This is a genomic window from Pseudomonas sp. MF08817 (assembly GCF_059862705.1).
The window spans coordinates 64,049-89,496 of the sequence record NZ_JCBCUY010000007.1 but is presented as its reverse complement, the minus strand read 5'-3'; the positions used below and the strand labels follow the sequence as shown (position 1 = coordinate 89,496).

The following is a 25,448-nucleotide window of genomic DNA, read 5'->3' as shown; positions in this document are numbered from 1 at the left end:
TCAGGCGTTCATTGGCTCTAGTAGGGCCTTTGCAAAGCTGCTACTCTCGGCGCGCTTTGTGACTTCTCGGCCTTAAGTAAAAGCCAGATTCACCTATAAAAAACACACACCAATAATAATCGCATCAACTGCGCTGATGAATTCGCGTTGCTGAGGAGTGGGCTTCCATGATCCAAGACTTTTGGAACGATAAGTACCCTGCCGGGATAGCTGCCAATATCAATCCCGACGAGTATCCGAATATTCAGGCAGTGTTGAAGCAATCCTGCCAACGCTTTGCCGACAACCCGGCATTCAGCAGCCTGGGCAAGACGCTTACTTACGGTGAGCTGTATGAATTGTCGGGCGCTTTTGCCGCGTACCTGCAACAGCATACCGACTTGAAGCCGGGCGATCGAATCGCCGTGCAATTGCCCAACCTGCTGCAATACCCGATTGCCGTATTCGGTGCCCTGCGCGCTGGCCTGACGGTGGTCAACACCAACCCGCTGTACACCGCGCGGGAAATGGAACACCAGTTCAAAGATTCCGGCGCCAAGGCCCTGGTGTGCCTGGCCAACATGGCGCACCTGGCACAAATCGTCGTGCCCAAGACATCGGTCAAGTACGTGATCGTCACCGAGGTGGCGGACCTGCTGCCCCCGGTCAAGCGCCTGCTGATAAACAGCGTCATCAAGTACGTGAAGAAAATGGTGCCGGCCTATCACCTGCCCGCTGCCATCAAGTTCAACGATGTGCTGCGCAAGGGCCGTGGCCAGCCAGTAGCCGATGCCAGCCCCGACAGCGGTGACGTGGCAGTGTTGCAATACACCGGTGGCACCACGGGCGTGGCCAAGGGTGCGATGCTGACTCACCGCAACCTGGCGGCGAACATGGCGCAGTGCAAGGCGCTGATGGGCTCGAACCTGGACGAAGGCTGCGAAATCCTGATTACGCCGCTGCCGCTGTACCACATCTACGCGTTCACCTTTCACTGCATGGCAATGATGCTGATCGGCGGCCACAACATCCTGATTAGCAACCCGCGCGACCTGACGGCGATGGTCAAAGAACTGTCGAAGTGGAAGTTCACCGGGTTCGTCGGCCTCAACACCCTGTTCGTTGCCCTGTGCCATAACGAGGCGTTCCGCAAACTGGACTTCTCGGCCCTCAAGCTGACTCTGTCCGGTGGCATGGCGCTGCAACTGAGTGCCGCTGAGCGTTGGAAGGAAGTGACCGGCTGCGCGATCTGCGAAGGCTACGGCATGACCGAAACCAGCCCGGTGGTCAGCGTCAATCCCAGCCAGAATATCCAGATCGGCACCATCGGCATTCCGCTACCTTCGACCTTGTGCAAGGTGATCGACGACGACGGCAAAGAGCTGGCGCTGGGTGAAATCGGCGAACTGTGCGTCAAGGGCCCGCAGGTGATGAAAGGTTACTGGCAGCGCCAGGACGCCACCGACGAGATCCTCGACAGCGACGGCTGGCTCAAGACTGGCGATATCGCCATCATCCAGCCCAACGGCTACATGCGCATCGTCGACCGCAAGAAAGACATGATTCTGGTGTCCGGTTTCAACGTCTATCCCAACGAACTCGAAGACGTGTTGGTGATGCTGCCGGGCGTGTTGCAGTGCGCGGCCATTGGTGTGCCGGACGACAAGTCGGGGGAGGCGATCAAGATCTTCATCGTCGTTAAACCGGGCGTGACCCTGACCAAGGAACAGGTGATGGAGCATATGCGCGCCAATGTCACCGGCTACAAAGTGCCCAAGGCCGTCGAGTTCCGCGACGCGTTGCCGACCACTAACGTGGGCAAGATCCTACGTCGCGAATTGCGCGATGAGGAACTGAAAAAACTGGGCGTGAAGAAGTAACTTCATTGCCTGAAGAAAGCCCGCCCAGTGCGGGCTTTTTGCTATCTGGCGTTTGGTTTTCCGTGCGGGCGTGTGTTTTCTCGCGCCCTCGGGGCGTCGCAATTGCATTCTCGCGCAAGGTTCTCAGGTTTATGCCGCAAGCACTTGTTCTGGCCAAGAATTAAGGCGTTAAAAAACGGCAAGCCGTGTATGATTGCGCCCGTCAGCCCCGCCGGGGCTTGTGGAATACCTCCATGGACTTACCCAGTAGTTACTCAGTATCCCGTTTTTCCAATCATGAATTGACTGATTGATCCTTCCGGCGTGCCCCGCTGCTGGGAGTGGAGTTCGCCTATGACTGAAGTAGAAGTAAAAAAAACGCAAGAAAGCCTGCAGGATCGCCTCGCTCAAGTCGTTGAGCTGCTGCATCGCCAGCGCGTGGTCGAAGACCTGACCCATCGTCAGGAAGGCCACCATCAGGACCGGGTCGAGAACCTGGTCCACCGCCAGAACCTCGTCGAGTTACAGCGCAAGCTCGATGACCTGCACTCCGCGGACGTCGCCTACATCCTTGAAGCCTTGCCGCTGGAAGAACGCCTGACGGTCTGGCAATTGGTCAAGGCCGAGCGCGACGGCGACATCCTTCTCGAAGTATCCGACTCGGTGCGTGAAACCCTGATCGCCGACATGGACGATCACGAGCTCCTGGCCGCCGCCAAGGAGATGGACGCCGACGAGCTCGCCGACCTGGCGCCGGAACTGCCGCGCGACGTTGTCCACGAACTGATGGAAACCCTCGACGGCCAGCAGCGCGAGCGCGTGCGCTCGGCCCTGTCCTATGACGAGGAGCAGGTCGGCGCGCTGATGGACTTCGAGATGGTGACCATCCGCGAGGACGTCAGCCTCGAAGTGGTCCTGCGCTACCTGCGCCGTCTCAAGGAACTGCCGGGTCACACCGACAAACTGTTCGTAGTCGACTACGAAGGCATCCTCAAGGGCGTGTTGCCCATCAAGCGCTTACTGGTCAACGACCCGGACAAGCAAGTGGCCGCTGTGATGGCCAGTGATCCGGTGAGCTTTCACCCGGACGAAGATGCCTACGACGCCGCCCAGGCGTTCGAGCGTTATGACTTGATTTCCGCGCCGGTGGTGGACAAGAACGGCAAGCTCATCGGCCGTTTGACCATCGATGAAATGGTCGACCTGATCCGTGAGGAGAGCGAGAACGAAGTGCTCAACATGGCGGGTCTGCGCGAAGAGGAAGACATCTTCGCCTCCGTGTGGAAATCCCTTCGCAACCGTTGGGCCTGGCTGGCGGTGAACCTGGTGACCGCGTTCGTGGCCTCGCGGGTGATCGGGCTGTTTGAAGGCTCGATCGAAAAACTGGTGGCCTTGGCGGCGTTGATGCCGATTGTCGCCGGGATCGGCGGCAACTCCGGCAACCAGACGATCACCATGATCGTGCGCGCCATGGCGTTGGACCAGGTCAGTACCGGCAATACCTCGCGCCTGATGCGCAAGGAGTTGGCCGTTGGCCTGATTAACGGCTTGGTATGGGGCGGGGTGATTGGTGTGGTGGCCTATCTGCTGTATGGCAGTTGGTCGCTGGGGGTGGTAATGACCGCGGCCATGACCCTCAACCTGTTGTTGGCAGCGCTGATGGGGGTGTTGATCCCTATGACGCTGGCCCGCTTGGGGCGCGACCCGGCCATGGGCGCCAGTGTGATGATTACGGCCATGACCGACAGTGGTGGCTTCTTTATCTTTCTCGGGTTGGCCACGATCTTCCTGCTGTGACCTTCTTTTGAGCGCGGCCCGGCCTGATGGCGGGTTGCGCACCTTCTCTGGCTTGGCCAAAACCATAAATCGCAGGCAAAAAAAGCCAGCCTATAGGCTGGCTTGAGTATTCGGGTGTGGCCTCAGGACGCGTCGGCCGCCATTTCCGCATCATGGGCGATCAGCGAAACCAGAGCGTTCTGCTGACGATGGGACAGTTGGCGGAAACGTTGCAACAGCTCTCGCTCATGCAACGACAGCTCCGGGCTGTCCAGGCGCAGGCTTGGCTCGTCGCCAAGAGCACCTTCCTGAATAAGGCTTTGCTCCATGCGGGCGATGATTTCAGAGTTCATGCTGCGATGGTGATTGCGAGCCACCTCGGCGATGCGTTCACGCATACCATCGGGCAGACGCACGACGAACTTGTCAGCCGTACGGCTGGAATAGATTGCCTGTTTCAATGGGCGCATATATTTAACCGGTTAGTTCAGGGGAGCGGTTTTCGGAATTGGCCGCAAGATGTCATTAGGACAAGGCTCGCAACCAAATGTTCAACCTGAATTGTTTAGGAGGCCCGCATCATGCCTCTAAATCGCCAGATCGTTGGCGTCAATTCTGTGACAAATATTGAACTGGATACAGGCGATATGCCAGCACCAATTATCAGAAATGCCGACTGGTTTGAAAAGAATGCTCCAGCCTGCCTCTCTGCCCACGTCCTTTGCTCCACCCGGTACCGCTGAATACTCCCAAGGGGGCCAGCTGTGTTCGATCACTTTTCCCTTGGCTACAGAATAGTGGCAAATGGCCGATTTACTAGCCTGTGACGCGACGAGAGGTATGAATGGCATGCAAGGCCGGCTGATCTATCTGATGGGCCCTTCCGGGTCGGGCAAGGACAGCCTGATCGACGCCGCGCGCCAGCGCCTTCTTCAAGAGTTGAATTGCGAGGTGGCACGCCGTGCCATCACTCGTTCTGCCGAATCTGTGGGTGAGGCGGCCCTCGGTCTGTCGCCGGCGCAGTTCGAGCAGCGGCGGGGGGAGGGCGCCTTTGCCCTGGACTGGCAGGCCAATGGCCTCAGCTACGGCATTCCCGTGCAGATCAACGATTGGCTGGCGGCAGGGCGCAATGTGCTGGTCAATGGTTCCAGGGCTTACTTGGCCGAGGCGCAGCGGCGCTATCCGGATCTGCTGCCGCTATTGCTGACGGTGCGCAGCGAGGTGCTGCGTGAGCGGTTGGTACGCCGGGGTCGGGAAAATGCAGAGCAAATAGAAGCGCGCCTGCAACGCAATGCCCGCCTCTCGGCTGCGGGCTTAGACGCCAGCCCAACTGCGCTGATGACTTTGGACAACTCCCAGGCATTGGCGGCAACGGTGGCGAACCTGATCGCGTTGTTGCGGTGTGCAGGCGTCAGCGCAGAACAGGGTCGAACTTGATCTTGCGCCCGACCACCAACGCGGCCACGAATAAGCTGGCGAACACTGCGCAGGCCACCGCGGGCAAAAGAGTGCCGGTTTCTTGCGCCAGATTGAGAGTAAGCACACCACTGGCCAGGGCCAGTATCAGAAAAACAGCGGCTGCTTTGGACATGTCCAACTCCTGAAAAAAAGGTTCAAAAAACCCAGCGCACGGTGCCCGTTTCACTCGGGGTAGCGGGTTGAGGGGCATCCGCTATGACCAGCATTTGCGGCGGCGCTTCATTCATCACCGCCAGTTGCGGCGCTTGGCGTGGCGAGTAGGAGATGGGCGCCAGTGCGGTGGCAGCCGCCTCGTCGGCTGGAAAAAAATGAAAACCCACCAGGGTGACCATGGCCAGGGCATTCAACAGTAAAAGGGCGCGGTTCACAGGCGTTATCTCCGTTGTTCTTCTGATAGGGGATTAAGCAGTCTCCGTGCCAGCTTTTTATTTGAATAAATTCTTTATAAAACAATAGCTTATGTTGGTCTTCTAAGGGCGCGGCATTGCACTTTGCAATGATGGCTTTCTGCGGTGATGCAATTTGCACGATGAGTGCCATGAAAGCCCCGTGTCTGCTGCGGCCTACACTGAAAAAGCCCCACGGACGACATGACAAAAGCAGCCTTGCCCGTTACCATGCACGCCGTCCTGCGCAGCGTATTTTCATGTCGCTGCCCTTGTCCCAGTAGCTCAATTGGATAGAGCATCCCCCTCCTAAGGGGAAGGTTGGCCGTTCGAACCGGCCCTGGGACACCACATCAGACACTCCAAGGCCCCGTCCAGAAACCTGCTGGCGGGGCTTTTTGTTGTCTGTCGGTTTTGCCAGGTCGTAACTAAATCGCCGCTTTCTATAAGGGAAAGGCCAAAGTGGCCGATAACCCGTCAAGCATCAGTGTTGCCTGGCGGTTTTAGTGCTAGGCGGCCTTGCGGGCCTGCGCGGTGAGTGCGGTTGGTAACGTCGTGGGTAAGGCTGTGTAAAGTCGCTTGATAGCCTATTGCCGCTAGCTATTATCTGCGCGCCGAAAGGTGCAGCGAAGCTGAGCTCGTCCTTGCATTTGCTTTTGGGTTCATCTTCTTACTGGGCTGGAATCTCCGATGTTGGCGTATCACCAGAAAAACTTTTTGATCGTCGATGATTTTTCTGACTTTCGCAGTTCCGTCAGGTCCATGCTGCGTGAGCTGGGGGTCAAGGATATCGACACCGCCGACACTGGAGAGCAGGCGCTGCGCATGTGCGCGCAGAAGCGCTACGACTTTATCCTGCAGGACTATCACCTGGGCGACGGTAAGAAAAATGGCCAGCAGGTGCTTGAAGACCTGATGGTCGACAAGTTGATTAGCCATGAGAGCGTGTTCGTCATGGTCACCGCCGAGACGAGCCAGGCGATGGTGCTCAGTGCCCTGGAGCACGAGCCCGATGCCTATCTGACCAAGCCCTTCAACCGCTCAGGCCTGGCCCAGCGGTTGGATCGGTTGGTGCAGCGCAAGAATTTACTCAAGCCCATCATGCAGGCCCTGGATCGCGGCAAGCCCACCGAGGTGTTGGCGGCCTGTGCGGCGTTGTGCAAGCAAGACCCGCGTTTCACGCCGTTATGCCTCAAGTACCGCGCCGATGCCCTTCGCGACCTGAACCAGCATGAGGCGCTGGAGAAGTTCCTCAATGCGATTCTGGCGGACCGCCCGCTGCCATGGGCCTACGCGATGTTGGGCCGGTTGCTGTTCAAGCGCGGCCAGGTCAAGCACGCCCAAGGCTTGTACGAAACGGCGCTCAAGGCGTTCCCGATGATGCCGGCCTTGTATGACGGGTTGGCGGACGTGTTGGTGGCTCAGGGCGATGCCAAACGTGCGCAAAGCGTGCTGGAAGAGGCGGTACGCCTGTCGCCGCTGGCGGTGCGCCGGCAATCGCAGTTGGGCAAATTGGCCTTGGCCAACGAGGATTTTGAAACCTCGTCCCGGGCCTATCGCAATGCGGTGGCCCAGGGGCAGCAGTCACGCTTCAAAGACCCGGAAAGTAACCTTGGCCTGGCCCAAGCCTTGATTAGCAAGGGCAGCGAGCGGGGCCTGGACACCCGCACGCGCCTGGAGATCAACAATGCCCTAGGCCTGGTGGCCAAGGAGAACCCGGGCGACCAGGGCCTGCAAGTGCGGGCGCGGCTGATGAAGGCTACCAGCCTGCTTATCAACGACGCGGAAACCGCCGAAAAACTCACCGAGCAAGCCATGGCGCGCCTAGACGGCATGGAGCAATTCATGAGCGCCGAGGCGGCGTTGCTGGTGGCCAAGCAGTTGCAGCAATTGGGCCAGGCCGAGGCCGGCGCCTCGATGCTCAAGAACTGCGCCGAGATTTACGGTGACGACCCGGTGGTGATGCAAGGCATCGCCAAGCTGACCGACGACCCGGCCATCCTCAACGCCGGCAACGCTGCGGCGGACCTCAACCGCCAAGGCGTGCGTGCCTACAAGGCAGGTGGCTTGACCGAAGCGCGGGAGCTGTTCCGCGGCGCGCTGTTGCTGCAACCGAAGAACATCAGTATTGCGCTGAACATGGCGCAGTCCCTGCTCCACGGCACCGACCCCAAGGCGGACGCGCCGCTGTTCGACGAATGCCGCGCCTGCTTGAAAATGGTCGGCATGATCCCCGAGAGCGACGCGCGTTATCCGCGTTATCAAAAACTGCGCAGCAAGGCGTTTGACCAATGAACGAGAGCGAACCGGGCCTGGACTTTTCCACGGTGATTGCGTCCACCGTCCATGACATGAAGAACTCCCTGGCCATGCTGATGCAGGCCCATAGCCAGTGGCTGGAGCGCTTGCCCCAGGCGCAGCGGCACACGGCCGAGCAGTCGGTGATGGCGTATGAGTTCGCCCACCTCAATGGCATGCTCGTGCAGTTGCTGGGCCTGTACAAACTGCAGGTCAACCAGTTGCCCTTGCAGCCCGGCTACCACGAGCTCGACGACTTCCTCGAAGCGCAATTGGCCTGCCATCAAGAGGTGTTCGAGCAACGCGGCATCGAGGCTCGCTATGAGGTCGATGAGTTGTGCGGGTTGGGGTTTTTCGACCGCAGCCTGATCGGTTCGGTGGTCTCCAACATCATCAACAATGTGCTGCGTTACGCGCGCCGGGCCTTGCTGATTAGCGTGCGCGAGGAGGCGGGGCAGTTGCTGTTGACCATCAATGATGACGGCGGCGGCTACCCGGCGCAGATGATCGAGCACCAGGCCGATTACCTTCAGGGCATCAACCAGGTCACCGGCAGCACCGGCCTGGGCCTGTATTTCGCCGCGCGTATCGCCGGCCTGCACCAGCGCAACGGCGTGTGCGGGCGTATCGCAATCAGCAATGGCGGGCCGTTGGGCGGCGCATTGTTCAGCCTCTATCTGCCGTAGTTTCGGGCCTGCGGACGGCGTAAATTATCGTTTCAGCCTTGGTGTGATGATCTATTCGCGGCGCGGCCCCCGGGTTTTGCGACGCTGTGCTTGAAATCCTGAACAGGTGATGCGTATTTTGTACGGGTCGCCGTTCGCGGCTTGCACAACAACAAGGATTGAGTCATGACGACCGATGGCCACAGTTCACTCGCACAGCGATTGACGGGCATTGATGAGATTGAATGTGTTACGCCGGACCTCAATGGTGTGCCTCGCGGCAAGGTGATGACTGCCGAGGGTTTCCTGGAAGGGCGGCGGTTGCAGATGGCGCGGGGGGTGCTGCTGCAATGCATCATGGGCGGTTATCCGCCGGCCCGATTTTATGGCAGCGACGACGGCGACCTGGCGTTGTGCCCCGACCCCGGGCAGATCCACCGCTTGCCCTGGAGCGACCAGCCGCGGGCCCTGGCCATTTGCGATGCCCATGAGCTGACGGGCGAAAGCTCACGGCTTTCCACCCGCGGCCAGCTCAAGGCCGTGATCGCCCGCTACGCCGAGCGTGGCTTGGCACCGGTGGTGGCGACCGAGTTGGAGTTCTTCGTCTTCGCCCCCAACACCGACCCGACTCAACCCTTCCAGCCGCCCCTGGGCCTGGACGGGCGCCGCGAGGACGGCCACTCGGCGTTCAGCGTCAGCTCCAACAACGGCTTGCGGCCGTTTTTTGCCGAGGTCTATCAGTGCATGGCCGCGCTGGGTTTGCCTCGCGACACCTTCATGCACGAAATGGGCGTTAGCCAGTTCGAGATCAACCTGCTGCACGGCGACCCGCTGTTGCTGGCCGACCAGACCTTCCTTTTCAAACACCTGCTCAAGGAAGTGGCGCTCAAGCATGGCTTGACCGTGGTGTGCATGGCCAAGCCACTGGCGCACACGCCGGGCAGTTCGATGCACATTCACCAAAGTGTGGTGGAGCTGGGCAGCGGGCGTAATGTGTTCAGCGATTCGGCGGGGGAGCCGACTGCGACGTTCCGTCATTTCATCGGCGGGCAGCAAGCGGGGATGGCGGATTTCACCGCACTGTTCGCACCGAACGTGAACTCCTACCAACGTTTGTGCCACCCCTATGCGTCGCCAAACAATGCGTGCTGGTCCCACGACAACCGCGCCGCTGGGCTGCGCATTCCAGCCAGTTCGCCGGTGGCGCGGCGGGTCGAAAACCGTTTGCCGGGGGCCGATGCCAACCCCTACCTGGCGATTGCCGCCAGCCTGGCCGCCGGCTTGCACGGCATCGAGCATGAGTTGGAGCCTGGTGCGGCGATCCAGGGTGAGTTCCAGGTGCCGGACCATTTGGCCCTGCCTTGTACCTTGCATGCCGCCCTTGAGCGTCTCAAACGCAGTTCATTGGCGAAGGAACTGTTTGGCAAGGAGTTCATCGAAGGCTACATCGCCTCGAAAACCATGGAGTTGACCAGTTTCTTCGATGAAATAACTCCCTGGGAGCGTCGTGTTCTAGCGGCCCAGGCATAACCGACCCTCGCCTTCGGGCTATCGTTAGCGATAGCCCGATCCTCACTTCAAGGAGCCGCTCGGAACGCCGATGCGCCAAATCTGGAAATCCTTTCGAGCGCTGTATTTCGCCTCGCTGATGATGCTTATCGGCTCAGGCCTATTGAGTACTTACCTGGCCTTGCGCCTGGCCGCGGACCACGTCGATGGTCTGTGGATCGGTGCGCTGATGGCCGCCAACTACTTCGGTCTTGTCCTGGGCGGCAAGATCGGCCATCGCCTGATCGCCCGTGTCGGGCATATTCGCGCCTACGCCACCTGCGCCGGCATTGTCGGCGCCGCGGTGCTGGGCCATGGCTTGGTGGACTGGCTACCCGCATGGCTGGTGCTGCGGGTGATCGTGGGCCTGGGCATGATGTGCCAGTACATGGTCATCGAGAGCTGGCTCAACGAGCAGGCCGAAGCCAAGCAACGAGGGCTGGTGTTCAGCGGCTACATGATCGCCTCGTACCTGGGCTTGGTGCTGGGGCAACTGATTCTGGTCATGCACCCGCAACTGGGCCTGGAACTGCTGATGCTGGTGGCGCTGTGCTTCGCCCTGTGCCTGGTGCCGGTGGCCATGACCCGGCGCATTCACCCCGCGCCCTTGCATCCGGCACCGATGGAGCCGCGGTTCTTTATCAAGCGCGTGCCGCAGTCGTTGAGCACGGTGCTGGGGGCGGGCCTGATAGTCGGTTCGTTCTACGGCCTTGCGCCGCTGTATGCCGCGCAGCAGGGGCTCTCGACCGAGCAAGTGGGTCTGTTCATGGGTAGCTGCATCTTCGCAGGCCTGGTGGTGCAGTGGCCGTTGGGCTGGTTATCGGACCGCTATGACCGTGCGCTGCTGATCCGCTGCTTCGCCGGGTTTCTCGCCGTGGCGGCGCTGCCCTTGGCGATCCTGCCGTCGGTGCCGCTGGAGGTGTTGTTTGTTGCCGGGTTCCTCTGTTCGCTGGTGCAGTTCTGCCTGTATCCGCTGGCGGTGGCGTTTTCCAACGACCATGTGGAGAGCGATCGTCGGGTGTCGCTGACGGCAATGCTGCTGGTGACCTACGGCGTGGGTGCCAGCATTGGGCCGCTGGTGGCCGGGGTGCTGATGAAGTTCTTCGGCAGCCAGATGCTCTATGCCTTCTTCAGTTTTTTTGCCCTGGTCCTGGTCTGGCGCATCCGGCCCAAGGCTGTGACCAACCTGCATCAGGTGGACGATGCACCGCTGCACCACGTGGCGATGCCGGACAGCATGTCCAGTTCGCCCCTGGTGGCGGCCCTCGACCCACGGGTGGACGAGCAAGTGGTGCAAGACCAGATGCAGCAGAGTCCAGCCACTCCCGACCCGGAGCTGGAACCTGACGCGGATGCGCAACCGGCGCCTGACGAAAACGGCGGGCCTGACGACGCAGACCCCGAACATCCCCACACCTTCACCGGTGCCAGGCCCTAAAACAAAAAACGGGCAGCCCTTACGCAGCTGCCCGTTTTTTGTGTGCTGGCGGATTTACATGTCGTCTTTGTCGAAGCGCCGCGCTTCGCGTTGCAACTGGTAGACGAAGCGCTCGACCTGGCGCTGTACCAGGCCACTCATGTTGTGAAAGCGCACGCCGGCGAACGTGGTGTCGATGCGCTCTTCGTGGTGCAGGTGGCGCAGTTCCACCGGCGCGGTCATGGCGCCGAAGGGCAGGGCGGCGACGAAACGGTCGTAGACCTCGCCCAGTTGCAGGCGATCGGAGATGTCGCCGTCAAAGCGCAACTTGCAGCCGGTGGCGGAAATATCCAACAGCTTGCCCTTGACCGGGGCTTTGAGCTTCTCACCGCCCAACTCGATATCCACCAGTTGCGCCAGTTTCAGGGCCGCGCGAAAGGCGTTGCGCCGCTGGTGGTAGACCACTTCGGTAGGCATGACCGTGCGGTAGCAGCGGTGATCCTTGGTTTCATCGAGGGTCGGGGTGCCGTTGCTTTCCCAAGCGATCCGCACGCCTTCGTGAAAGCCTTCGACGCGAAAAGGCTCGCCGCCGAACATGAAGCGCTCGCCGTCGCGGGGGATCATTTCATCGAGGGCAATCATGCCGCTGTCGCGGTCGACCTCCACCAGATAGCTCTGAAAGCGCTGGCTGCGTTCATGGAACGTAATAATCAGGGGATCGTGGCTCTCTTGCAGCGACCGCAGGTTAGCGGCGATTTCCAGAGGTGTGGTGAGCACCTTGGGGGGCTGCGGAGCGTCTTCCGCGTTTAAGGCATTGGACACGGTTCATCAATCTCCAGACAAAATACAACTACACGCAAGATCCGGCATTTTGCCAGCATGTGGCGCGGCTTCATAGGGCGCGCTCATAAGGGCTCAAGCCTGACTGAGCGGGCGTGGCTTCGCAAGCTTGGAGGTTGACCCGCGGGCATCGTAGAGCGAAGGCGGTTCGCCACCTGTGAGAATGCGCAACTGGTGTGCGGTGGTGGCTTGTTGCAGTTGGATCGACTGGCCGTTCTGCTCGTTGATGGCGTGGCATTGGGCGAGTTTTTGGTTCAGGACTTCGCTTTGCGCCAGCAATTGCGGGCCAATGCTTGAGTGCTCGGCCAGTTGCGCGAGACCGTTGTGGTTGGCGGGCAGGTTGAGGCTGGCGAGGATTTCGCTGCGCTTGCGGCCATGCTGCTCCAGCAAAATGATTAACGCCTGTTTTTGCGCGAGGATTTCTTCGAGCAGCCGCATGTCGCGTCCGTGGAGGGCCAGGGACTCGGTTTGCAGCAACTCCAGCAACTGTTGAGCTGGAGCAAAGTCGTCGGTAATCAGTTGCAGTAAGTTGGTGTCGTGCATGACGGGCCTTGGGTTCTAAGCGTCCAAAAGCCTGGCGCAGGCCTTGGGCTAGCGCTGGGCTTCGAAATTGAGCAGCTTGCTGGCTACACGGTTGCTGTCGACTTTATAGCTGCCATCGGCAATCGCTTGCTTCAACTCGGCCACGCGGGCCTTATCGACGGCAGGCTGATCGCGCAGCTTGTCGGTGACCTTCTGCAACTGTTGAGCCTCATTGCTCAGGTGTACCGATTCCCCGCTTTTGCTGGCGGAGGGCTGTTGGGCGGCGGTAGTGACCGGCGCGGACTGCCCGGCATCACCGGTTTCTTTGTTGGCGCCGCTACGGGCGGTGGCCAATGAGGGGGAGCTGTTTAATCGGCTGAAATCGATGACCATGATGGAAAAAACCTCTGGGTATTTGGACGCTTGCCATGTTTTCGGCCATACCCGGAAAAACTTTAGGCTCAATTATCGGTAGACGAACGCGCCAGGGCCACGCGGCGTACTGGCACAGTCTAGGGAACGACTGAGGCAAGCGCCAGTGCTCTACAAGGCCACCTCGACCTGGCCCGGAGCGGTCACCCGTGCCTTGATGACCCGTTGGGAGTTGAGGTTCTTGACCCGGATCTGTTCGCTCATGCCGCCATTGGACAGGGCTTCCCCCGGCATCCGCACGCTGAGGGTGCCGCTGCGCGCCGAGATCACCACCTGGTCGCCCTTGCGCACCACTTCGGCCTGCTCCATGTGCACCAGGGTAATGACTTGGTCGTTGACCATTGGTCGGACAAGTTTTTGCCCGATCGCCTGATCGACGGAAGTCAGGTAACTCTGTGTTATCAGGCTGATATCACGCTCGCGTAGGGTGACGTCTTCGGGGCCGATGATGGCGGTGCGCTTGAGCGGCCGGGTGGTGGTCACGATCTCGCGAAACAGGCGTACTTGAGCGGGTACGAACACGGTCCAGGGCGCAGCGCCATCACAGCGCACGCGCACCGTGACACGGCCCAGGGGCACGGCGGGGCTCTCCAGGGTCGCTGTCAATTCCTTGTCGCACTGGGGCAGGCGCAGGCGCGGGTCGAGCTGGTTGACCTGGATCTCGTAGCGTCCTTCGGTCTGGCTGGTGGCCAGGTAGTCTTCCACGGTGAATTCAAGAAACCCTTGGGTGACGCCGATAAGCAGATCAGGCAAGGTGACCGAGTCGGCCAGGGCCGGGCCGCCGACGGCCAGGCAACACAGCGCCGACCAGGCGCACAGGCCTTTGCGGTAGGTTGAGGTCAGGCGTCGGGAAAATGTCGTTTTGGCGTTCATAAGAGTTAAAAAGCAAGCGCCGTGCCGTTTAGCAATGAACGGGCGTCGGATCTTTTCAAGTGTGTGGGTGTAGTGGGAGTCGGGCATGGCTGGTGTAATGGATTCGGTGAACCAGCGCACGCAACTGGTGGGGCAGAATCGCCTTGAGCTGTTGTTGTTCCGCTTGGACGGAACGCAGCTTTACGGGATCAACGTGTTCAAGGTTCGGGAGGTGCTGCAATGCCCCAAACTGACGGTGCTGCCTAAGTCCCATCCTGTCGTGTGCGGTGTCGCCAATATTCGCGGTGCGACCATTCCGATTCTGGACTTGGCGATGGCCACCGGGTCGGGCGGTTTGCAGGACCAAAGCAACCCCTTCGTGATAATCACGGAGTACAACACCAAGACCCAGGGTTTCCTGGTGCGCTCGGTGGAACGTATCGTCAACATGAACTGGGAGGAGATCCACCCGCCACCCAAGGGCACCGGGCGCGATCACTACCTGACCGCCGTTACCCGGGTCGATAACCAGTTGGTGGAAATCATCGACGTAGAGAAGGTGCTGGCTGAAGTGGCGCCGACGCCGGAGTCGATTTCCTTTGGCGTGGTGGACACCGAAACCCAGCAAAAGGCCATATCGCTGCGGGTGTTGACGGTGGATGACTCCTCGGTGGCGCGCAAACAGGTTTCGCGTTGCCTGCAAACCGTTGGGGTTGAGGTGGTGGCGCTCAATGACGGTCGCCAGGCGTTCGAATACCTGCGCAAACTGGTGGACGAGGGCAAGAAGCCCGAAGAAGAATTTTTGATGATGATCTCCGACATCGAGATGCCGGAAATGGACGGCTACACTCTCACGGCCGAGATACGCAACGATCCACGCATGCAAAAACTGCATATCATCCTGCATACTTCGCTGTCCGGAGTGTTCAATCAGGCGATGGTCAAGAAAGTCGGTGCCGATGACTTCCTGGCCAAATTCCGTCCTGATGACCTGGCAGCCCGGGTCGTTGACCGGATCAAAGCAGCAGATCACAGCTAGGGGCGCCTGCCCCGGCGAACAACACGATTTTAGAGGCGGTATCTTTGTCTACGGGTAATTTGGATTTCGAACAGTTCCGGGTCTTCCTGGAAAAAGCCTGTGGCATTTTGCTCGGTGAGAACAAGCAGTATCTGGTGTCGAGCCGTCTCAACAAACTGATGGAACAGCAGGGCATCAAGTCCCTGGGGGAGTTGGTCCAGCGTATCCAGACCCAGCCGCGCAGTGGTTTGCGCGAGTTGGTGGTGGACGCCATGACCACCAACGAAACCCTGTGGTTTCGTGATACCTACCCCTTTGAGGTGCTCAAGAACAAGGTGCTGCCCCAGGCGATCAAGGCCAACCCCGGCCAGCGGCTGCGCATCTGGTCGGCGGCCTGTTCGTCGGGGCAGGAACCTTACTCCCTGTCCATGGCCATCGACGAGTTCGAGCGGGTCAACATGGGGCAGTTGAAGATGGGGGTGCAGATTGTTGCCACCGACCTGTCGAGCACCATGTTGAACAACTGCAAGACCGGCGAATACGACAGCCTGGCCATCGGCCGCGGTTTGTCGCCCGAGCGCTTGCAGCGTTATTTCGACCCCAAGGGGCCGGGGCGCTGGGCAGTTAAGGCACCGATCAAGAGCCGGGTGGAGTTTCGCTCGTTCAACCTCTTGGACAGCTACGCCAGCCTGGGCAAGTTCGATATCGTGTTCTGCCGCAACGTGCTGATCTACTTCTCCGCCGAGGTGAAGAAAGACATCCTGCTGCGTATCCACAGCACCCTGAAACCGGGCGGTTACCTGTTTCTCGGCGCGTCGGAAGCCTTGAACGGCTTGCCGGACCACTACCAGATGGTCCAGTGCAGCCCGGGCATTATCTACCAGGCCAAGTGATTGGCTGGCGACAACGAAAAACGGGAGCCCTCAGCGGCTCCCGTTTTTTTTGCCGTCACTGTAGTTGGCTGGCCTGCGGTGGGAGCGAGCCTGCTCGCGTTAGCGGGCGAGTCGCTACCGTCGCGCCGGTGGCTGACCTGCCGCCCCCGCAAAGCGGCAGAAAAGCGGCGGCCAGCGGAAACCCATTGCCGCTTTTCTGGCATCGGTGCCTTGCCGGGGCCGGCAAAGCCCGTGTTTTCGGGGGGTTATGCAGTTGGCACGCGGCTTGCTAAGTTCCAGCTACGAAAAACCGGTCACCCAAAGGTTTCCCGACATGAGCATCAGCTTCGACAAAGCGCTCGGTATCCATGAACAGGCTCTTGGCTTTCGCGCCAAGCGTGCCGAAGTCCTGGCCAACAACATCGCCAACGCCGATACCCCGAACTACAAGGCTCGGGATCTGGACTTTTCGGCTGTGCTGGCGGCGCAGAGCGAAAAGACCAAGAGCGGCGCCTTCGCCTTGAATATGACCAATAACCGTCATATCGAAGCGCAAGGCCTGGGCAATGGCGACGAATCGTTGCTGTATCGCACGCCGATGCAGCCCTCGATCGACCAGAACACCGTGGATGCCCAGCTCGAGCAGTCGAACTATGCCGAGAACTCGGTCAACTTCCAGGCCAGCTTCACGCTGCTCAATGGCAAATTCAAAGGGTTGATCGCAGCCCTGCGCGGAGAGTAACCATGTCCCTGTCCAGTGTTTTTAACATCGCAGGTTCCGGCATGAGTGCCCAGACCACGCGCCTGAACACCGTCGCCAGTAACATCGCCAACGCCGAGACGGTCTCCTCGAGCATCGACCAGACCTATCGCGCCCGTCACCCGGTGTTCGCCACCATGTTCCAGGGCGGCCAGAGCGGCGGCAGCGATTCGCTGTTCCAGAACCAGGACGCTGCCGGCCAGGGCGTGCAGGTGCTCGGCGTAGTCGAAGACCAGAGCAACCTGGATGCACGCTACGAACCCAACCATCCGTCCGCTGACGCCAAGGGCTATGTCTATTACCCCAACGTCAACGTGGTCGAGGAAATGGCTGACATGATTTCCGCCAGTCGGTCCTTCCAGACCAACGCCGAAATGATGAATACCGCCAAAACCATGATGCAGAAGGTCCTGACCCTGGGTCAGTGATAAGGGGCTACTCCTATGAGCGTTAAGGACACCACCAGCGCCAACGCCTTCAATGACGTCGTCAACAACGTCAAGAAGACCGGCGGCACCGACGGCGCCAACACGACCAAGAAGGCTGCCGACGGCACCGTCATGGGCAAGGATGCGTTCTTGCAGTTGCTGGTCACCCAATTGAAAAACCAGAACCCGCTGGAGCCCCAGGACAACGGCGCGTTCGTTGCCCAGTTGGCGCAGTTCAGCAGCCTGGAAGGCATCACCACCCTCAATGACTCGGTGTCGTCGCTGTCCACCAGCTACAAGTCGTCCCAGGCCTTGCAGGCCTCGTCGCTGGTGGGCCGCTCGGTGATCGTGCAAACCGACACGTCGGTGGTCGACCCGGAAAAAGGCCTCACCGGTTCTCTGGTCGTCAGCAAGCCGATCAGCAACGCCACCATCACCGTCACCGACAAGGACGGCAAGGTCGTCAAGACCATCGACATGGGCAGCCAGGTCGCTGGCAGCCCGACCTTTACCTGGGACGGTACCAACACGGCCGGTGAGAAAGTCGAGAAGGGCACCTACTCCTTCAAAGCCACCACCAAGACCGACGATGGCACCGTTGCCCTGCTGACCTCCCTGCCGGCGACCGTCAACAGCGTGACGCTGAGCCAGACCGGCGGCGAAATCATGCTTAACCTCGCTGGCCTGGGCGCCGTTGCCCTGTCCAAAGTCCAAACGATTGGTTTGTAGAGCCGAATAACGCGGCACAAGGAGTGAGATATGTCTTTCAACATTGGCCTCAGCGGTCTCTATGCATCCAACAAGCAACTGGACGTCACCGGTAACAACATCGCCAACGTCGCGACCACTGGTTTCAAGTCCTCTCGTGCGGAATTCCAGGACGTCTACTCGGCCCTGCGCCTGGGTAACGGCAGCAAGACCATCGGCAACGGCGTGAACCTGGCTAACGTGTCCCAGCAGTTCAGCCAGGGCGACGTGAACACTTCCGGCGGCATGCTGGACATGGCGATCCAGGGCGGCGGCTTCTTCACCCTGAGCACCAACGGCTCGCTGAGCTACACCCGCGCCGGCACGTTCCAGCGTGACAAGGAAGGCTTCGTCACCACCTCCGACGGTACCGGCCGCCTGCAAGGCTACGCCGTGGACGACGAAGGCAAGGTCGTCAAGGGTATTCTCACTGACCTGCGCATCGACCAGGCCAACCTGCCGCCCAAGGCGTCGAGCAAAGTCGACTCCACCAGTAACCTCAAGTCCACCAGTGACGTCATCAACCAGACCGACATTCCGTTCGATCCGAGTAACCTCAAGTCCTTCACCGAGCAGTTCAGCACCACCATCTACGACACCCAGGGTAACTCCCACCCGATGGACCAGTACGTGGTCAAGACCGGCTCCAACACCTGGAAGACCTACACCCTGATCGATGGCCGCAACCCTAACGGCTCGCCGGTGACCGGCACAGGCGCCCAGGCACCGGTGGCTTCGACCATGTCCTTCGACACCGCTGGCGAACTGACGGGCATCGTCACTCCACCTAGCACCGCCTCCAATACCACCCTGACCATCCCGGGTACCGGTACCGGCGCCTGGGTGCCCAGCGTCATGGTCGGCGGTGTGTGGACCCCCAACGGCGCGGCCGCTAACCCCGATGGCATTGCCATCAACATGGCCAGCATCACCCAGTACAACTCGGTGACCTACCGCAACCCGCCGGTCACCGACGGCTACGCCACCGGCGAAATCACCGGGCTGAAAATCGACGGCAATGGCGTGATGTTCGCCAACTTCAGCAACCAGCAAAGCAAGGCCATTGGCCAATTGGCCCTGGCCAGCTTCAACAACGAGCAAGGCCTGCAACCGGCGGGTGGCACAAGCTGGAAAGAAACCTTCGCCTCGGGCCAGCCAGGCTATGACACCCCGCAGACCGGCACCCTGGGCACCATCGTGGCCGGTAACCTGGAAGGCTCCAACGTCAACCTGACCAACGAGTTGGTGGACCTTATCAAGGCGCAGAGCAACTACCAGGCCAACGCCAAGACCATCTCCACCCAGAGCACCATCATGCAGACCATCATCCAGATGACCTGATAGCGGTTCGCGCTCTACCAAAAGCCCCTCGAAAGAGGGGCTTTTTTGTGTGTGGGAGCGAGCAAGCCCGCACAGTTTTGGGAACACGTTCACCGGGGCATTTCTGTGGGAGCAAGCCTGTTCGCAATGGCGCCCCCCGACTGCGCCGCTCATCTGCCGCGGCCCCAGCGGGTTACTCCACACAAAAGAAAACCCCCGGCAAACCAAAAGTCTGTCGGGGGTTTTTCAGTCAGCGCCTGGCGGGGCTGGACGGCTCAGCTTATTGGCAGGCTTCGCAATCCGGCTCGTCGATGGCGCAGGCTTTTGGCACGGGGGCCGGGCCGGCAGGGGCGGCGAGGACCGAGTCGTCGCCGTGGTTGCCGCCGCTGGATACCGCGTTCAGCTTGCCGGTGTTGATGGTCGATTTCTCGGTGCTGGTGGCGGCCAGGGCACGGAGGTAGTAAGTGGTTTTCAGGCCACGGTACCAAGCCATGCGGTAGGTCACGTCCAATTTCTTGCCCGAGGCGCCGGCGATGTACAGGTTCAGCGACTGAGCCTGGTCGATCCACTTCTGGCGGCGGCTGGCGGCGTCGACGATCCACTTGGTGTCCACTTCGAACGCGGTGGCGTAGAGCTCTTTGAGTTCCTGCGGGATGCGCTCGATCTGCTGCACCGAACCGTCGTAGTACTTGAGGTCGTTAATCATCACCGAGTCCCACAAGTCGCGGGCCTTGAGGTCGCGAACCAGGTACGGGTTGATGACGGTGAACTCACCCGACAGGTTGGATTTCACATAGAGGTTTTGATAGGTCGGTTCGATCGACTGCGAGACGCCGGTGATGTTGGCGATGGTGGCGGTCGGTGCGATGGCCATGATGTTGGAGTTACGAATGCCTTTCTGCACGCGGGCACGAACCGGTGCCCAGTCCAGGGATTCGTTGAGGTCAACGTCGATGTACTTCTGGCCGCGCTGCTCGATCAGGATCTGCTGCGAGTCCAGCGGCAGGATGCCTTTGGACCACAGCGAGCCCTGGAACGTCTCGTAGGCGCCGCGCTCGTCGGCCAGGTCGCAGGAAGCCTGGATCGCGTAGTAGCTGACCGCTTCCATGGACTTGTCGGCGAACTCGACCGCGGCATCCGAACCGTAGGGAATGTGCTGCAGGTACAGAGCGTCCTGGAAGCCCATGATGCCCAGGCCTACCGGGCGGTGCTTGAAGTTGGAGTTCTTCGCTTGCGGCACCGAGTAGTAGTTGATGTCGATCACGTTGTCGAGCATGCGTACCGCAGTGTTGACGGTGCGTTCCAGCTTGGCGGTGTCGAGCTTGCCGCCCACGATGTGGTTCGGCAGGTTGATCGAGCCCAGGTTGCAGACCGCGATTTCGTCCTTGTTGGTGTTCAGGGTGATCTCGGTGCACAGGTTCGAGCTGTGGACCACGCCCACGTGCTGCTGCGGGCTGCGCAGGTTGCATGGGTCCTTGAAGGTCAGCCATGGATGGCCGGTTTCAAACAGCATGGACAGCATCTTGCGCCACAGGTCTTTGGCCTGGATGGTCTTGAACAGCTTGACCTTGCCCGGGTACTCGGTGAGGGCTTCGTAGTACTCGTAGCGCTCTTCGAAGGCCTTGCCGGTCAGGTCGTGCAGGTCCGGCACTTCCGATGGCGAGAACAGGGTCCACTTGCCGTCGTCGAAGACGCGCTTCATGAACAGGTCGGGGATCCAGTTGGCGGTGTTCATGTCGTGGGTGCGGCGACGGTCATCACCGGTGTTCTTGCGCAGCTCGATGAACTCTTCGATGTCCATGTGCCAGGTTTCCAGGTAGGCGCAGACCGCGCCCTTGCGCTTGCCACCCTGGTTCACGGCGACGGCGGTGTCGTTCACGACCTTGAGGAACGGCACGACGCCCTGGGACTTGCCGTTGGTGCCCTTGATGTACGAACCCAGTGCGCGCACCGGGGTCCAGTCGTTGCCCAGGCCGCCGGCGAATTTGGACAACATGGCGTTGTCGTGGATCGCGTGGTAGATGCCCGACAGGTCGTCCGGCACGGTGGTCAGGTAGCAGCTCGACAGCTGTGGGCGCAGGGTACCGGCGTTGAACAGGGTCGGGGTCGAGGACATGTAGTCGAAGGACGACAACAGGTTGTAGAACTCGATGGCGCGGTCTTCTTTGTTCTTTTCTTCGATGGCCAGGCCCATGGCCACGCGCATGAAGAAGATCTGCGGCAGTTCGAAGCGGATACCGTCCTTGTGGATGAAGTAACGGTCGTACAGGGTTTGCAGGCCCAGGTAGGTGAACTGCTGGTCACGCTCGTGGTTGATCGCCTTGCCCAGTTTTTCCAGGTCGAAGTCGGCCAGTACCGGGTTCAGCAACTCAAACTCGATGCCCTTGGCGATGTAGGCCGGCAGGGCCTTGGCGTACAGCTCGGCCATTTCGTGGTGAGTGGCGCTCTGGGCCACTTGCAGGAAGCCCAGGCCTTCGGCGCGCAGGGTGTCCATCAGCAGGCGGGCGGTGACGAACGAGTAGTTCGGCTCGCGCTCGACCAGGGTACGGGCGGTCATCACCAGGGCGGTGTTGACGTCGCTCAGGGCCACGCCGTCGTAGAGGTTCTTCAGGGTTTCGCGCTGGATCAGGTCGCCATCGACTTCTTCCAGGCCTTCGCAGGCTTCGGTGACGATGGTGTTCAGGCGGCCCATGTCCAGCGGCGCGAAGGTGCCGTCGGCCAGGGTGATGCGGATCGAGGGGTGAGCCTGCACGGCGTCGGCGGCCGGCGCGCGGGTGGCGCGTTCCTTGGAACGGGCGTCGCGGTAGATCACGTAGTCGCGGGCCACTTTCTGCTCGCCGGCACGCATCAGGGCCAGTTCGACCTGGTCCTGGATTTCTTCGATATGGATGGTGCCGCCCGAAGGCATGCGGCGCTTGAAGGTCGCGGTGACTTGTTCGGTCAGGCGGGCCACGGTGTCGTGGATTCGCGACGAGGCGGCAGCGGTGCCGCCTTCAACTGCGAGGAACGCTTTGGTGATGGCGACGGTGATCTTGTCATCGGTGTAAGGAACGACAGTGCCGTTACGCTTAATCACTCGCAATTGGCCCGGTGCGGTGGCGGACAGATCCTGGTTGGAATCGGCGGCCTGCGGCACATTGCCCTGCGGGTTCTCGCGAGTTGTGTCGGTTTGCATGGGTGTCTCCACGTTCTCTATGTTTGTTGGGGCACCGTCTTGGTGCCCACCGTTCCGTCCTGAAGCACTACAACCGGCGAGGCCGGGCATAACCACTTCGGGACAGGAGGAAGGCGCTCTTGCGGGCGTCGCTTCCATGCCGAAGTCTTGGGTTCCAAGCCGCAAGGCGCGAAACCGTTTTGCGATGGATGACAGATTCTCTACTGCAACACCCGTACCGCTTTGGCCGTGGTTGGCTGCAAAGCGGTGGCCATCCGCAGACGCGGTTTGGTCTTCTGAAATGACGATTGGTTCAACCAAACGCAAGCAAGAAAAGCACTTGAGTTTCTTGTCTGAACTGTGTTTGGTTTTTGTCTCGAAACCCCATATGTAGGGTTTTTCGGCGCGCGAGCTACAAGATAATGCGTTTGGGTGGATGATTGCAACGTGATACCTGTGGATAAAGCTGTGCGTAAATTGTGTATGAAAGACGTATTCGTCCTGTAGGCCGCGTCGCTGCTGGACTGCGCCGTTTGTCACTGTTTTTTACCGCCGGAAATAGCCTTGGGCGGATTTTTGCGGGCGCGAACCCTATCACAAAAAAGGGTACTTACCGAGCCCATTTGCCCGCTTGTCTTTAGCCGCGCAGGCGTTGCTACAATCGCCCGTTCGATTCGCTGTCTTATCCGCCCCAAACATTACAAAAAGACGGGCGGATCCTTCCTTTATCAGTGTTTTTGGCAAGCAGAGGTCCCCGTGGAGCAAGAAGCGTGGCAGGTATTGATTGTCGAGGACGACCAGCGTCTGGCTGAGTTGACCCGTGATTACCTGGAAAGCAATGGATTGCGTGTCGCCATCGAGGGCAACGGTGCCCTGGCCGCCGCCCGGATCATCGCCGAGCAACCGGACCTGGTGATCCTCGACCTGATGCTGCCCGGCGAGGATGGCCTGAGCATCTGCCGCAAGGTGCGCGACCGCTATGAAGGACCGATCCTGATGCTCACCGCCCGTGCCGACGACATGGACCAGGTGCTGGGCCTGGACCTGGGTGCCGACGACTACGTGTGCAAACCCGTGCGCCCGCGCTTGTTGCTGGCGCGCATCCAGGCGTTGCTGCGCCGCAGCGAAGCGCCGGAGCCGGCGGCCCCGGAAAAACCCCGGCGCCTGCAATTCGGCCCGTTGGTGGTGGACCACGCCTTGCGCGAGGCCTGGCTGAGCGACGCCGGCATCGAATTGACCAGCGCCGAGTTCGACCTGCTGTGGCTGCTGGTGGCCAACGCCGGACGCATCCTCTCGCGCGAGGAAATCTTCACCGCCCTGCGCGGCATCGGCTATGACGGCCAGGACCGCTCCATCGACGTGCGCATCTCGCGCATCCGCCCCAAGATCGGCGACGACCCCATCCACCCGCGGCTGATTAAGACCATCCGCAGCAAAGGCTACTTGTTCGTTCCCGAAGCCTGCGTAGACATGCCGCTGTGAACTCCATCTTCCTGCGCATCTACGGCGGCATGTGCGCGGCGCTGATCCTGGTGGCGGTGCTCGGCGTGCTGGCGCTGCACCTGCTCAACCAGGCCCGCGGCGAGCAGTACCGCGAACGCCTGGCCCACGGCACGTTCTCCCTGATGGCCGACAACCTGCAACCGATGAACGAGTTCGAGCGCCGCCGCGCCGTGACCATGTGGGAGCGCCTGTTGGGCATCCCGCTGAAGTTGCAGACCTTCGCCGACACCGACCTGGACCTCGGCCAGCGCAACCGTATCCTGCGCGGCCAGGCGCTGGTGGAGCAAACCGGGCCGCACGCGGCGCGGGTTTATCGGCTGGTCAGCCAGAAGGAGCAACTGGTGCTCACCGGCGAGGTGTTGCAGATCAGCGAGCAACTGGCGCGGGCCACCATCTACCTGCTGGCCGATGAACTGGTGCGCTACCCCGTGGCCGAGCAGCCCCAGCGCCTGGCAGCCCTCAAACGCGACAAGGGCTTTGGCTTCGACATGCACCTGGTTGACCTGGAACAGGCCGACATGGACGAAGACCAGCGCCGCCGCGTGGCCGAAGGCGACACGGTGATGGCCCTGGGCAAGGGCGGCGATTCGATCCGCGTGTTCGCCGGCATGGTCGGCACGCCCTGGGTACTGGAAATCGGCCCGCTGTACCAGATGAACCCCTACCCGGTGGAGTGGTTGGTGCTGATTGCCGCCCTGGGCCTGAGCTTGATCGGCTTGATCGTGTACCTGCTGGTGCGTCAGTTGGAACGCCGCCTCAGTGGCCTGGAGTCAGCGGCCACGCGCATCGCCCAGGGCAGCCTGGAAACCCGCGTGCCGGCCCGTGGCGCCGACTCGGTGGGGCGCCTGGCCGCGGCGTTCAATGGCATGGCCGAGCACTTGCAGCGCCTGCTGGCCATTCAGCGTGAACTGGTGCGGGCGGTGTCCCACGAGTTGCGCACCCCGGTGGCGCGCTTGCGCTTCGGCCTGGAGATGATCGCCTCGGCCGCCACGCCTGCGGCCCGCGACAAGTACATGGACGGCATGGACAACGACATCCAGGACCTGGACCGCTTGGTGGATGAAATGCTCACCTACGCGCGCCTGGAGCAGGGCTCGCCGGTGCTCGACTTCCAGCGAGTGGACCTCGATGCCCTGGTCAACCAGGTGATCGAAGAACTGGCGCCGCTGCGGGCCAACGTCAAGGTCCGGCGTGGCTTGTGCCTGTCGGCCGCCAACTGCGACGACGCCTGGGTCGAGGCCGAGCCGCGCTACCTGCACCGCGCCTTGCAGAACCTGGTGGGCAACGCCATGCGCCATGCCGAGGGGCAGGTGTCCATCAGCTATCAGGTGGGCCAGCAACGCTGCCGCATCGACGTCGAAGACGACGGGCCGGGCGTGCCGGAAAGTGCCTGGGAGCGGATCTTCACCCCGTTCCTGCGCCTGGACGACAGCCGCACCCGGGCCTCGGGCGGCCATGGCTTGGGCCTGTCCATCGTGCGCCGGATCATCCATTGGCACGGCGGCCGGGCGCTAATCAGCAAAAGCAAAAGCCTCGGCGGCGCGTGCTTCAGCCTGAGCTGGCCGCGGCATCAGGAGAAGTAGCAAGCGGGCC

At 60.8% G+C, this 25,448-nt stretch carries 23 protein-coding genes and 1 tRNA gene; 16 read left to right on the top strand and 8 right to left on the bottom strand.

Going from position 1 to position 25,448, the window contains the following annotated elements; all coding sequences use genetic code 11:
- The first annotated feature begins 167 nt into the window (after nt 1-167).
- Together fadD1 and mgtE are read left to right on the top strand one after the other, a co-directional pair.
- The gene (gene fadD1 / locus AC19YR_RS06340) at nt 168-1,859 is read left to right on the top strand and encodes a long-chain-fatty-acid--CoA ligase FadD1 (protein ID WP_095106782.1); all 1,692 of its coding nucleotides are present in this window, start codon (nt 168-170) and stop codon (nt 1,857-1,859) included.
- A 333-nt stretch (nt 1,860-2,192) separates the two neighbouring features.
- Nucleotides 2,193-3,635, top strand: coding sequence for a magnesium transporter (gene mgtE, locus AC19YR_RS06335; protein WP_095106784.1), 1,443 nt, complete (start codon nt 2,193-2,195; stop codon nt 3,633-3,635).
- A gap of 122 nt (nt 3,636-3,757) precedes the next feature.
- Here the strand turns inward: mgtE and AC19YR_RS06330 are convergent, their stop codons facing one another.
- Entirely contained in the window at nt 3,758-4,084 is a 327-nt protein-coding gene (locus AC19YR_RS06330; protein ID WP_095106787.1) for an Arc family DNA-binding protein, read from the bottom strand.
- A gap of 379 nt (nt 4,085-4,463) precedes the next feature.
- Here AC19YR_RS06330 and phnN point away from each other — a divergent pair, with 379 nt between their 5' ends.
- On the top strand, nt 4,464-5,051 hold the full coding sequence (phnN, locus tag AC19YR_RS06325; RefSeq protein ID WP_500597656.1) for a phosphonate metabolism protein/1,5-bisphosphokinase (PRPP-forming) PhnN: 588 nt from the start codon (nt 4,464-4,466) through the stop codon (nt 5,049-5,051).
- Here phnN and AC19YR_RS06320 read toward each other — a convergent pair.
- Nucleotides 5,026-5,205, bottom strand: a complete 180-nt coding sequence (locus AC19YR_RS06320; RefSeq protein WP_095106796.1) for a PA3371 family protein — start codon at nt 5,203-5,205, stop codon at nt 5,026-5,028. The two genes, phnN and AC19YR_RS06320, sit on opposite strands and share 26 nt — an antisense overlap.
- Nucleotides 5,206-5,312: 107 nt before the next feature.
- A complete protein-coding gene (locus AC19YR_RS06315) occupies nt 5,313-5,633 on the bottom strand; it encodes a hypothetical protein (RefSeq protein ID WP_500597605.1) in 321 nt (106 codons plus the stop codon).
- A gap of 120 nt (nt 5,634-5,753) precedes the next feature.
- Here AC19YR_RS06315 and AC19YR_RS06310 point away from each other — a divergent pair.
- From AC19YR_RS06310 to AC19YR_RS06290, 5 genes are all read left to right on the top strand, one after another.
- A tRNA-Arg gene (locus AC19YR_RS06310) sits at nt 5,754-5,830 on the top strand.
- 339 nt (nt 5,831-6,169) lie between these two features.
- Entirely contained in the window at nt 6,170-7,774 is a 1,605-nt protein-coding gene (locus AC19YR_RS06305) for a response regulator (protein WP_500597603.1), read from the top strand.
- Nucleotides 7,771-8,463: a sensor histidine kinase gene (locus AC19YR_RS06300; protein ID WP_500597601.1), complete on the top strand. Its 693-nt coding sequence runs from the start codon at nt 7,771-7,773 to the stop codon at nt 8,461-8,463. Before AC19YR_RS06305 ends, AC19YR_RS06300 begins: the two co-directional genes overlap by 4 nt.
- Before the next feature lie 267 nt (nt 8,464-8,730).
- A complete protein-coding gene (locus AC19YR_RS06295; RefSeq protein WP_500597654.1) occupies nt 8,731-9,972 on the top strand; it encodes a glutamine synthetase family protein in 1,242 nt (413 codons plus the stop codon).
- A 70-nt stretch (nt 9,973-10,042) separates the two neighbouring features.
- On the top strand, nt 10,043-11,428 hold the full coding sequence (locus AC19YR_RS06290) for an MFS transporter (RefSeq protein WP_095106827.1): 1,386 nt from the start codon (nt 10,043-10,045) through the stop codon (nt 11,426-11,428).
- A gap of 54 nt (nt 11,429-11,482) precedes the next feature.
- On the opposite strand, the gene AC19YR_RS06285 is transcribed toward AC19YR_RS06290, so the two are convergent.
- From AC19YR_RS06285 to flgA, 4 genes are all read right to left on the bottom strand, one after another.
- Nucleotides 11,483-12,229, bottom strand: a complete 747-nt coding sequence (locus AC19YR_RS06285; protein WP_095106828.1) for a flagellar brake protein — start codon at nt 12,227-12,229, stop codon at nt 11,483-11,485.
- A 93-nt stretch (nt 12,230-12,322) separates the two neighbouring features.
- Complete coding sequence (locus AC19YR_RS06280; RefSeq protein ID WP_095106830.1) at nt 12,323-12,790, bottom strand: flagella synthesis protein FlgN; 468 nt, start codon at nt 12,788-12,790, stop codon at nt 12,323-12,325.
- A gap of 48 nt (nt 12,791-12,838) precedes the next feature.
- Nucleotides 12,839-13,162 (bottom strand): flagellar biosynthesis anti-sigma factor FlgM, encoded by a 324-nt coding sequence (gene flgM, locus AC19YR_RS06275; protein WP_095106831.1) that lies wholly within the window; start codon nt 13,160-13,162, stop codon nt 12,839-12,841.
- Nucleotides 13,163-13,312: 150 nt separating this feature from the next.
- Complete coding sequence (gene flgA / locus AC19YR_RS06270) at nt 13,313-14,074, bottom strand: flagellar basal body P-ring formation chaperone FlgA (protein ID WP_095106832.1); 762 nt, start codon at nt 14,072-14,074, stop codon at nt 13,313-13,315.
- A gap of 85 nt (nt 14,075-14,159) precedes the next feature.
- Between flgA and AC19YR_RS06265 the strand changes: the two genes are divergently transcribed.
- The 6 genes from AC19YR_RS06265 to flgE all read left to right on the top strand — a co-directional run bounded on the left by AC19YR_RS06265 (nt 14,160) and on the right by flgE (nt 19,219).
- A complete protein-coding gene (locus AC19YR_RS06265) occupies nt 14,160-15,092 on the top strand; it encodes a chemotaxis protein CheV (protein ID WP_500597598.1) in 933 nt (310 codons plus the stop codon).
- Between the two features lie 44 nt (nt 15,093-15,136).
- Nucleotides 15,137-15,964: a protein-glutamate O-methyltransferase CheR gene (cheR, locus tag AC19YR_RS06260; protein WP_095106835.1), complete on the top strand. Its 828-nt coding sequence runs from the start codon at nt 15,137-15,139 to the stop codon at nt 15,962-15,964.
- A 313-nt stretch (nt 15,965-16,277) separates the two neighbouring features.
- Entirely contained in the window at nt 16,278-16,685 is a 408-nt protein-coding gene (gene flgB / locus AC19YR_RS06255) for a flagellar basal body rod protein FlgB (protein WP_095107034.1), read from the top strand.
- A 2-nt stretch (nt 16,686-16,687) separates the two neighbouring features.
- The gene (flgC, locus tag AC19YR_RS06250; RefSeq protein ID WP_095106836.1) at nt 16,688-17,131 is read left to right on the top strand and encodes a flagellar basal body rod protein FlgC; all 444 of its coding nucleotides are present in this window, start codon (nt 16,688-16,690) and stop codon (nt 17,129-17,131) included.
- A gap of 15 nt (nt 17,132-17,146) precedes the next feature.
- Nucleotides 17,147-17,860 (top strand): flagellar hook assembly protein FlgD, encoded by a 714-nt coding sequence (gene flgD / locus AC19YR_RS06245; RefSeq protein ID WP_095106838.1) that lies wholly within the window; start codon nt 17,147-17,149, stop codon nt 17,858-17,860.
- Nucleotides 17,861-17,890: 30 nt separating this feature from the next.
- Nucleotides 17,891-19,219: a flagellar hook protein FlgE gene (gene flgE, locus AC19YR_RS06240; RefSeq protein ID WP_095106840.1), complete on the top strand. Its 1,329-nt coding sequence runs from the start codon at nt 17,891-17,893 to the stop codon at nt 19,217-19,219.
- A 259-nt stretch (nt 19,220-19,478) separates the two neighbouring features.
- Here the strand turns inward: flgE and AC19YR_RS06235 are convergent, their stop codons facing one another.
- Nucleotides 19,479-22,373 carry a ribonucleoside-diphosphate reductase subunit alpha gene (locus AC19YR_RS06235; RefSeq protein WP_500597594.1) on the bottom strand — a complete coding sequence of 965 codons (2,895 nt, stop codon included), beginning with the start codon at nt 22,371-22,373 and terminating at the stop codon, nt 19,479-19,481.
- A gap of 735 nt (nt 22,374-23,108) precedes the next feature.
- On the opposite strand from AC19YR_RS06235, the gene AC19YR_RS06230 reads away from it, so the two are divergent.
- A complete protein-coding gene (locus AC19YR_RS06230; protein ID WP_095106844.1) occupies nt 23,109-23,834 on the top strand; it encodes a response regulator in 726 nt (241 codons plus the stop codon).
- On the top strand, nt 23,831-25,438 hold the full coding sequence (locus tag AC19YR_RS06225) for an ATP-binding protein (protein ID WP_095106846.1): 1,608 nt from the start codon (nt 23,831-23,833) through the stop codon (nt 25,436-25,438). Before AC19YR_RS06230 ends, AC19YR_RS06225 begins: the two co-directional genes overlap by 4 nt.
- Nucleotides 25,439-25,448 lie beyond the last annotated feature (10 nt).

What these genes read in the sequence shown, in the direction of transcription:
- fadD1 (WP_095106782.1), top strand. Translation starts at nt 168, where the DNA reads ATGATCCAAGACTTTTGGAACGATAAGTACCCTGCCGGGATAGCTGCC.
- mgtE (WP_095106784.1), top strand. Translation starts at nt 2,193, where the DNA reads ATGACTGAAGTAGAAGTAAAAAAAACGCAAGAAAGCCTGCAGGATCGC.
- AC19YR_RS06330 (WP_095106787.1), bottom strand. Translation starts at nt 4,084, where the DNA reads ATGCGCCCATTGAAACAGGCAATCTATTCCAGCCGTACGGCTGACAAG.
- phnN (WP_500597656.1), top strand. Translation starts at nt 4,464, where the DNA reads ATGCAAGGCCGGCTGATCTATCTGATGGGCCCTTCCGGGTCGGGCAAG.
- AC19YR_RS06320 (WP_095106796.1), bottom strand. Translation starts at nt 5,205, where the DNA reads ATGTCCAAAGCAGCCGCTGTTTTTCTGATACTGGCCCTGGCCAGTGGT.
- AC19YR_RS06315 (WP_500597605.1), bottom strand. Translation starts at nt 5,633, where the DNA reads ATGGCACTCATCGTGCAAATTGCATCACCGCAGAAAGCCATCATTGCA.
- AC19YR_RS06305 (WP_500597603.1), top strand. Translation starts at nt 6,170, where the DNA reads ATGTTGGCGTATCACCAGAAAAACTTTTTGATCGTCGATGATTTTTCT.
- AC19YR_RS06300 (WP_500597601.1), top strand. Translation starts at nt 7,771, where the DNA reads ATGAACGAGAGCGAACCGGGCCTGGACTTTTCCACGGTGATTGCGTCC.
- AC19YR_RS06295 (WP_500597654.1), top strand. Translation starts at nt 8,731, where the DNA reads ATGACTGCCGAGGGTTTCCTGGAAGGGCGGCGGTTGCAGATGGCGCGG.
- AC19YR_RS06290 (WP_095106827.1), top strand. Translation starts at nt 10,043, where the DNA reads ATGCGCCAAATCTGGAAATCCTTTCGAGCGCTGTATTTCGCCTCGCTG.
- AC19YR_RS06280 (WP_095106830.1), bottom strand. Translation starts at nt 12,790, where the DNA reads ATGCACGACACCAACTTACTGCAACTGATTACCGACGACTTTGCTCCA.
- flgM (WP_095106831.1), bottom strand. Translation starts at nt 13,162, where the DNA reads ATGGTCATCGATTTCAGCCGATTAAACAGCTCCCCCTCATTGGCCACC.
- flgA (WP_095106832.1), bottom strand. Translation starts at nt 14,074, where the DNA reads ATGAACGCCAAAACGACATTTTCCCGACGCCTGACCTCAACCTACCGC.
- AC19YR_RS06265 (WP_500597598.1), top strand. Translation starts at nt 14,160, where the DNA reads ATGGCTGGTGTAATGGATTCGGTGAACCAGCGCACGCAACTGGTGGGG.
- flgB (WP_095107034.1), top strand. Translation starts at nt 16,278, where the DNA reads ATGAGCATCAGCTTCGACAAAGCGCTCGGTATCCATGAACAGGCTCTT.
- flgC (WP_095106836.1), top strand. Translation starts at nt 16,688, where the DNA reads ATGTCCCTGTCCAGTGTTTTTAACATCGCAGGTTCCGGCATGAGTGCC.
- flgD (WP_095106838.1), top strand. Translation starts at nt 17,147, where the DNA reads ATGAGCGTTAAGGACACCACCAGCGCCAACGCCTTCAATGACGTCGTC.
- flgE (WP_095106840.1), top strand. Translation starts at nt 17,891, where the DNA reads ATGTCTTTCAACATTGGCCTCAGCGGTCTCTATGCATCCAACAAGCAA.
- AC19YR_RS06235 (WP_500597594.1), bottom strand. Translation starts at nt 22,373, where the DNA reads ATGCAAACCGACACAACTCGCGAGAACCCGCAGGGCAATGTGCCGCAG.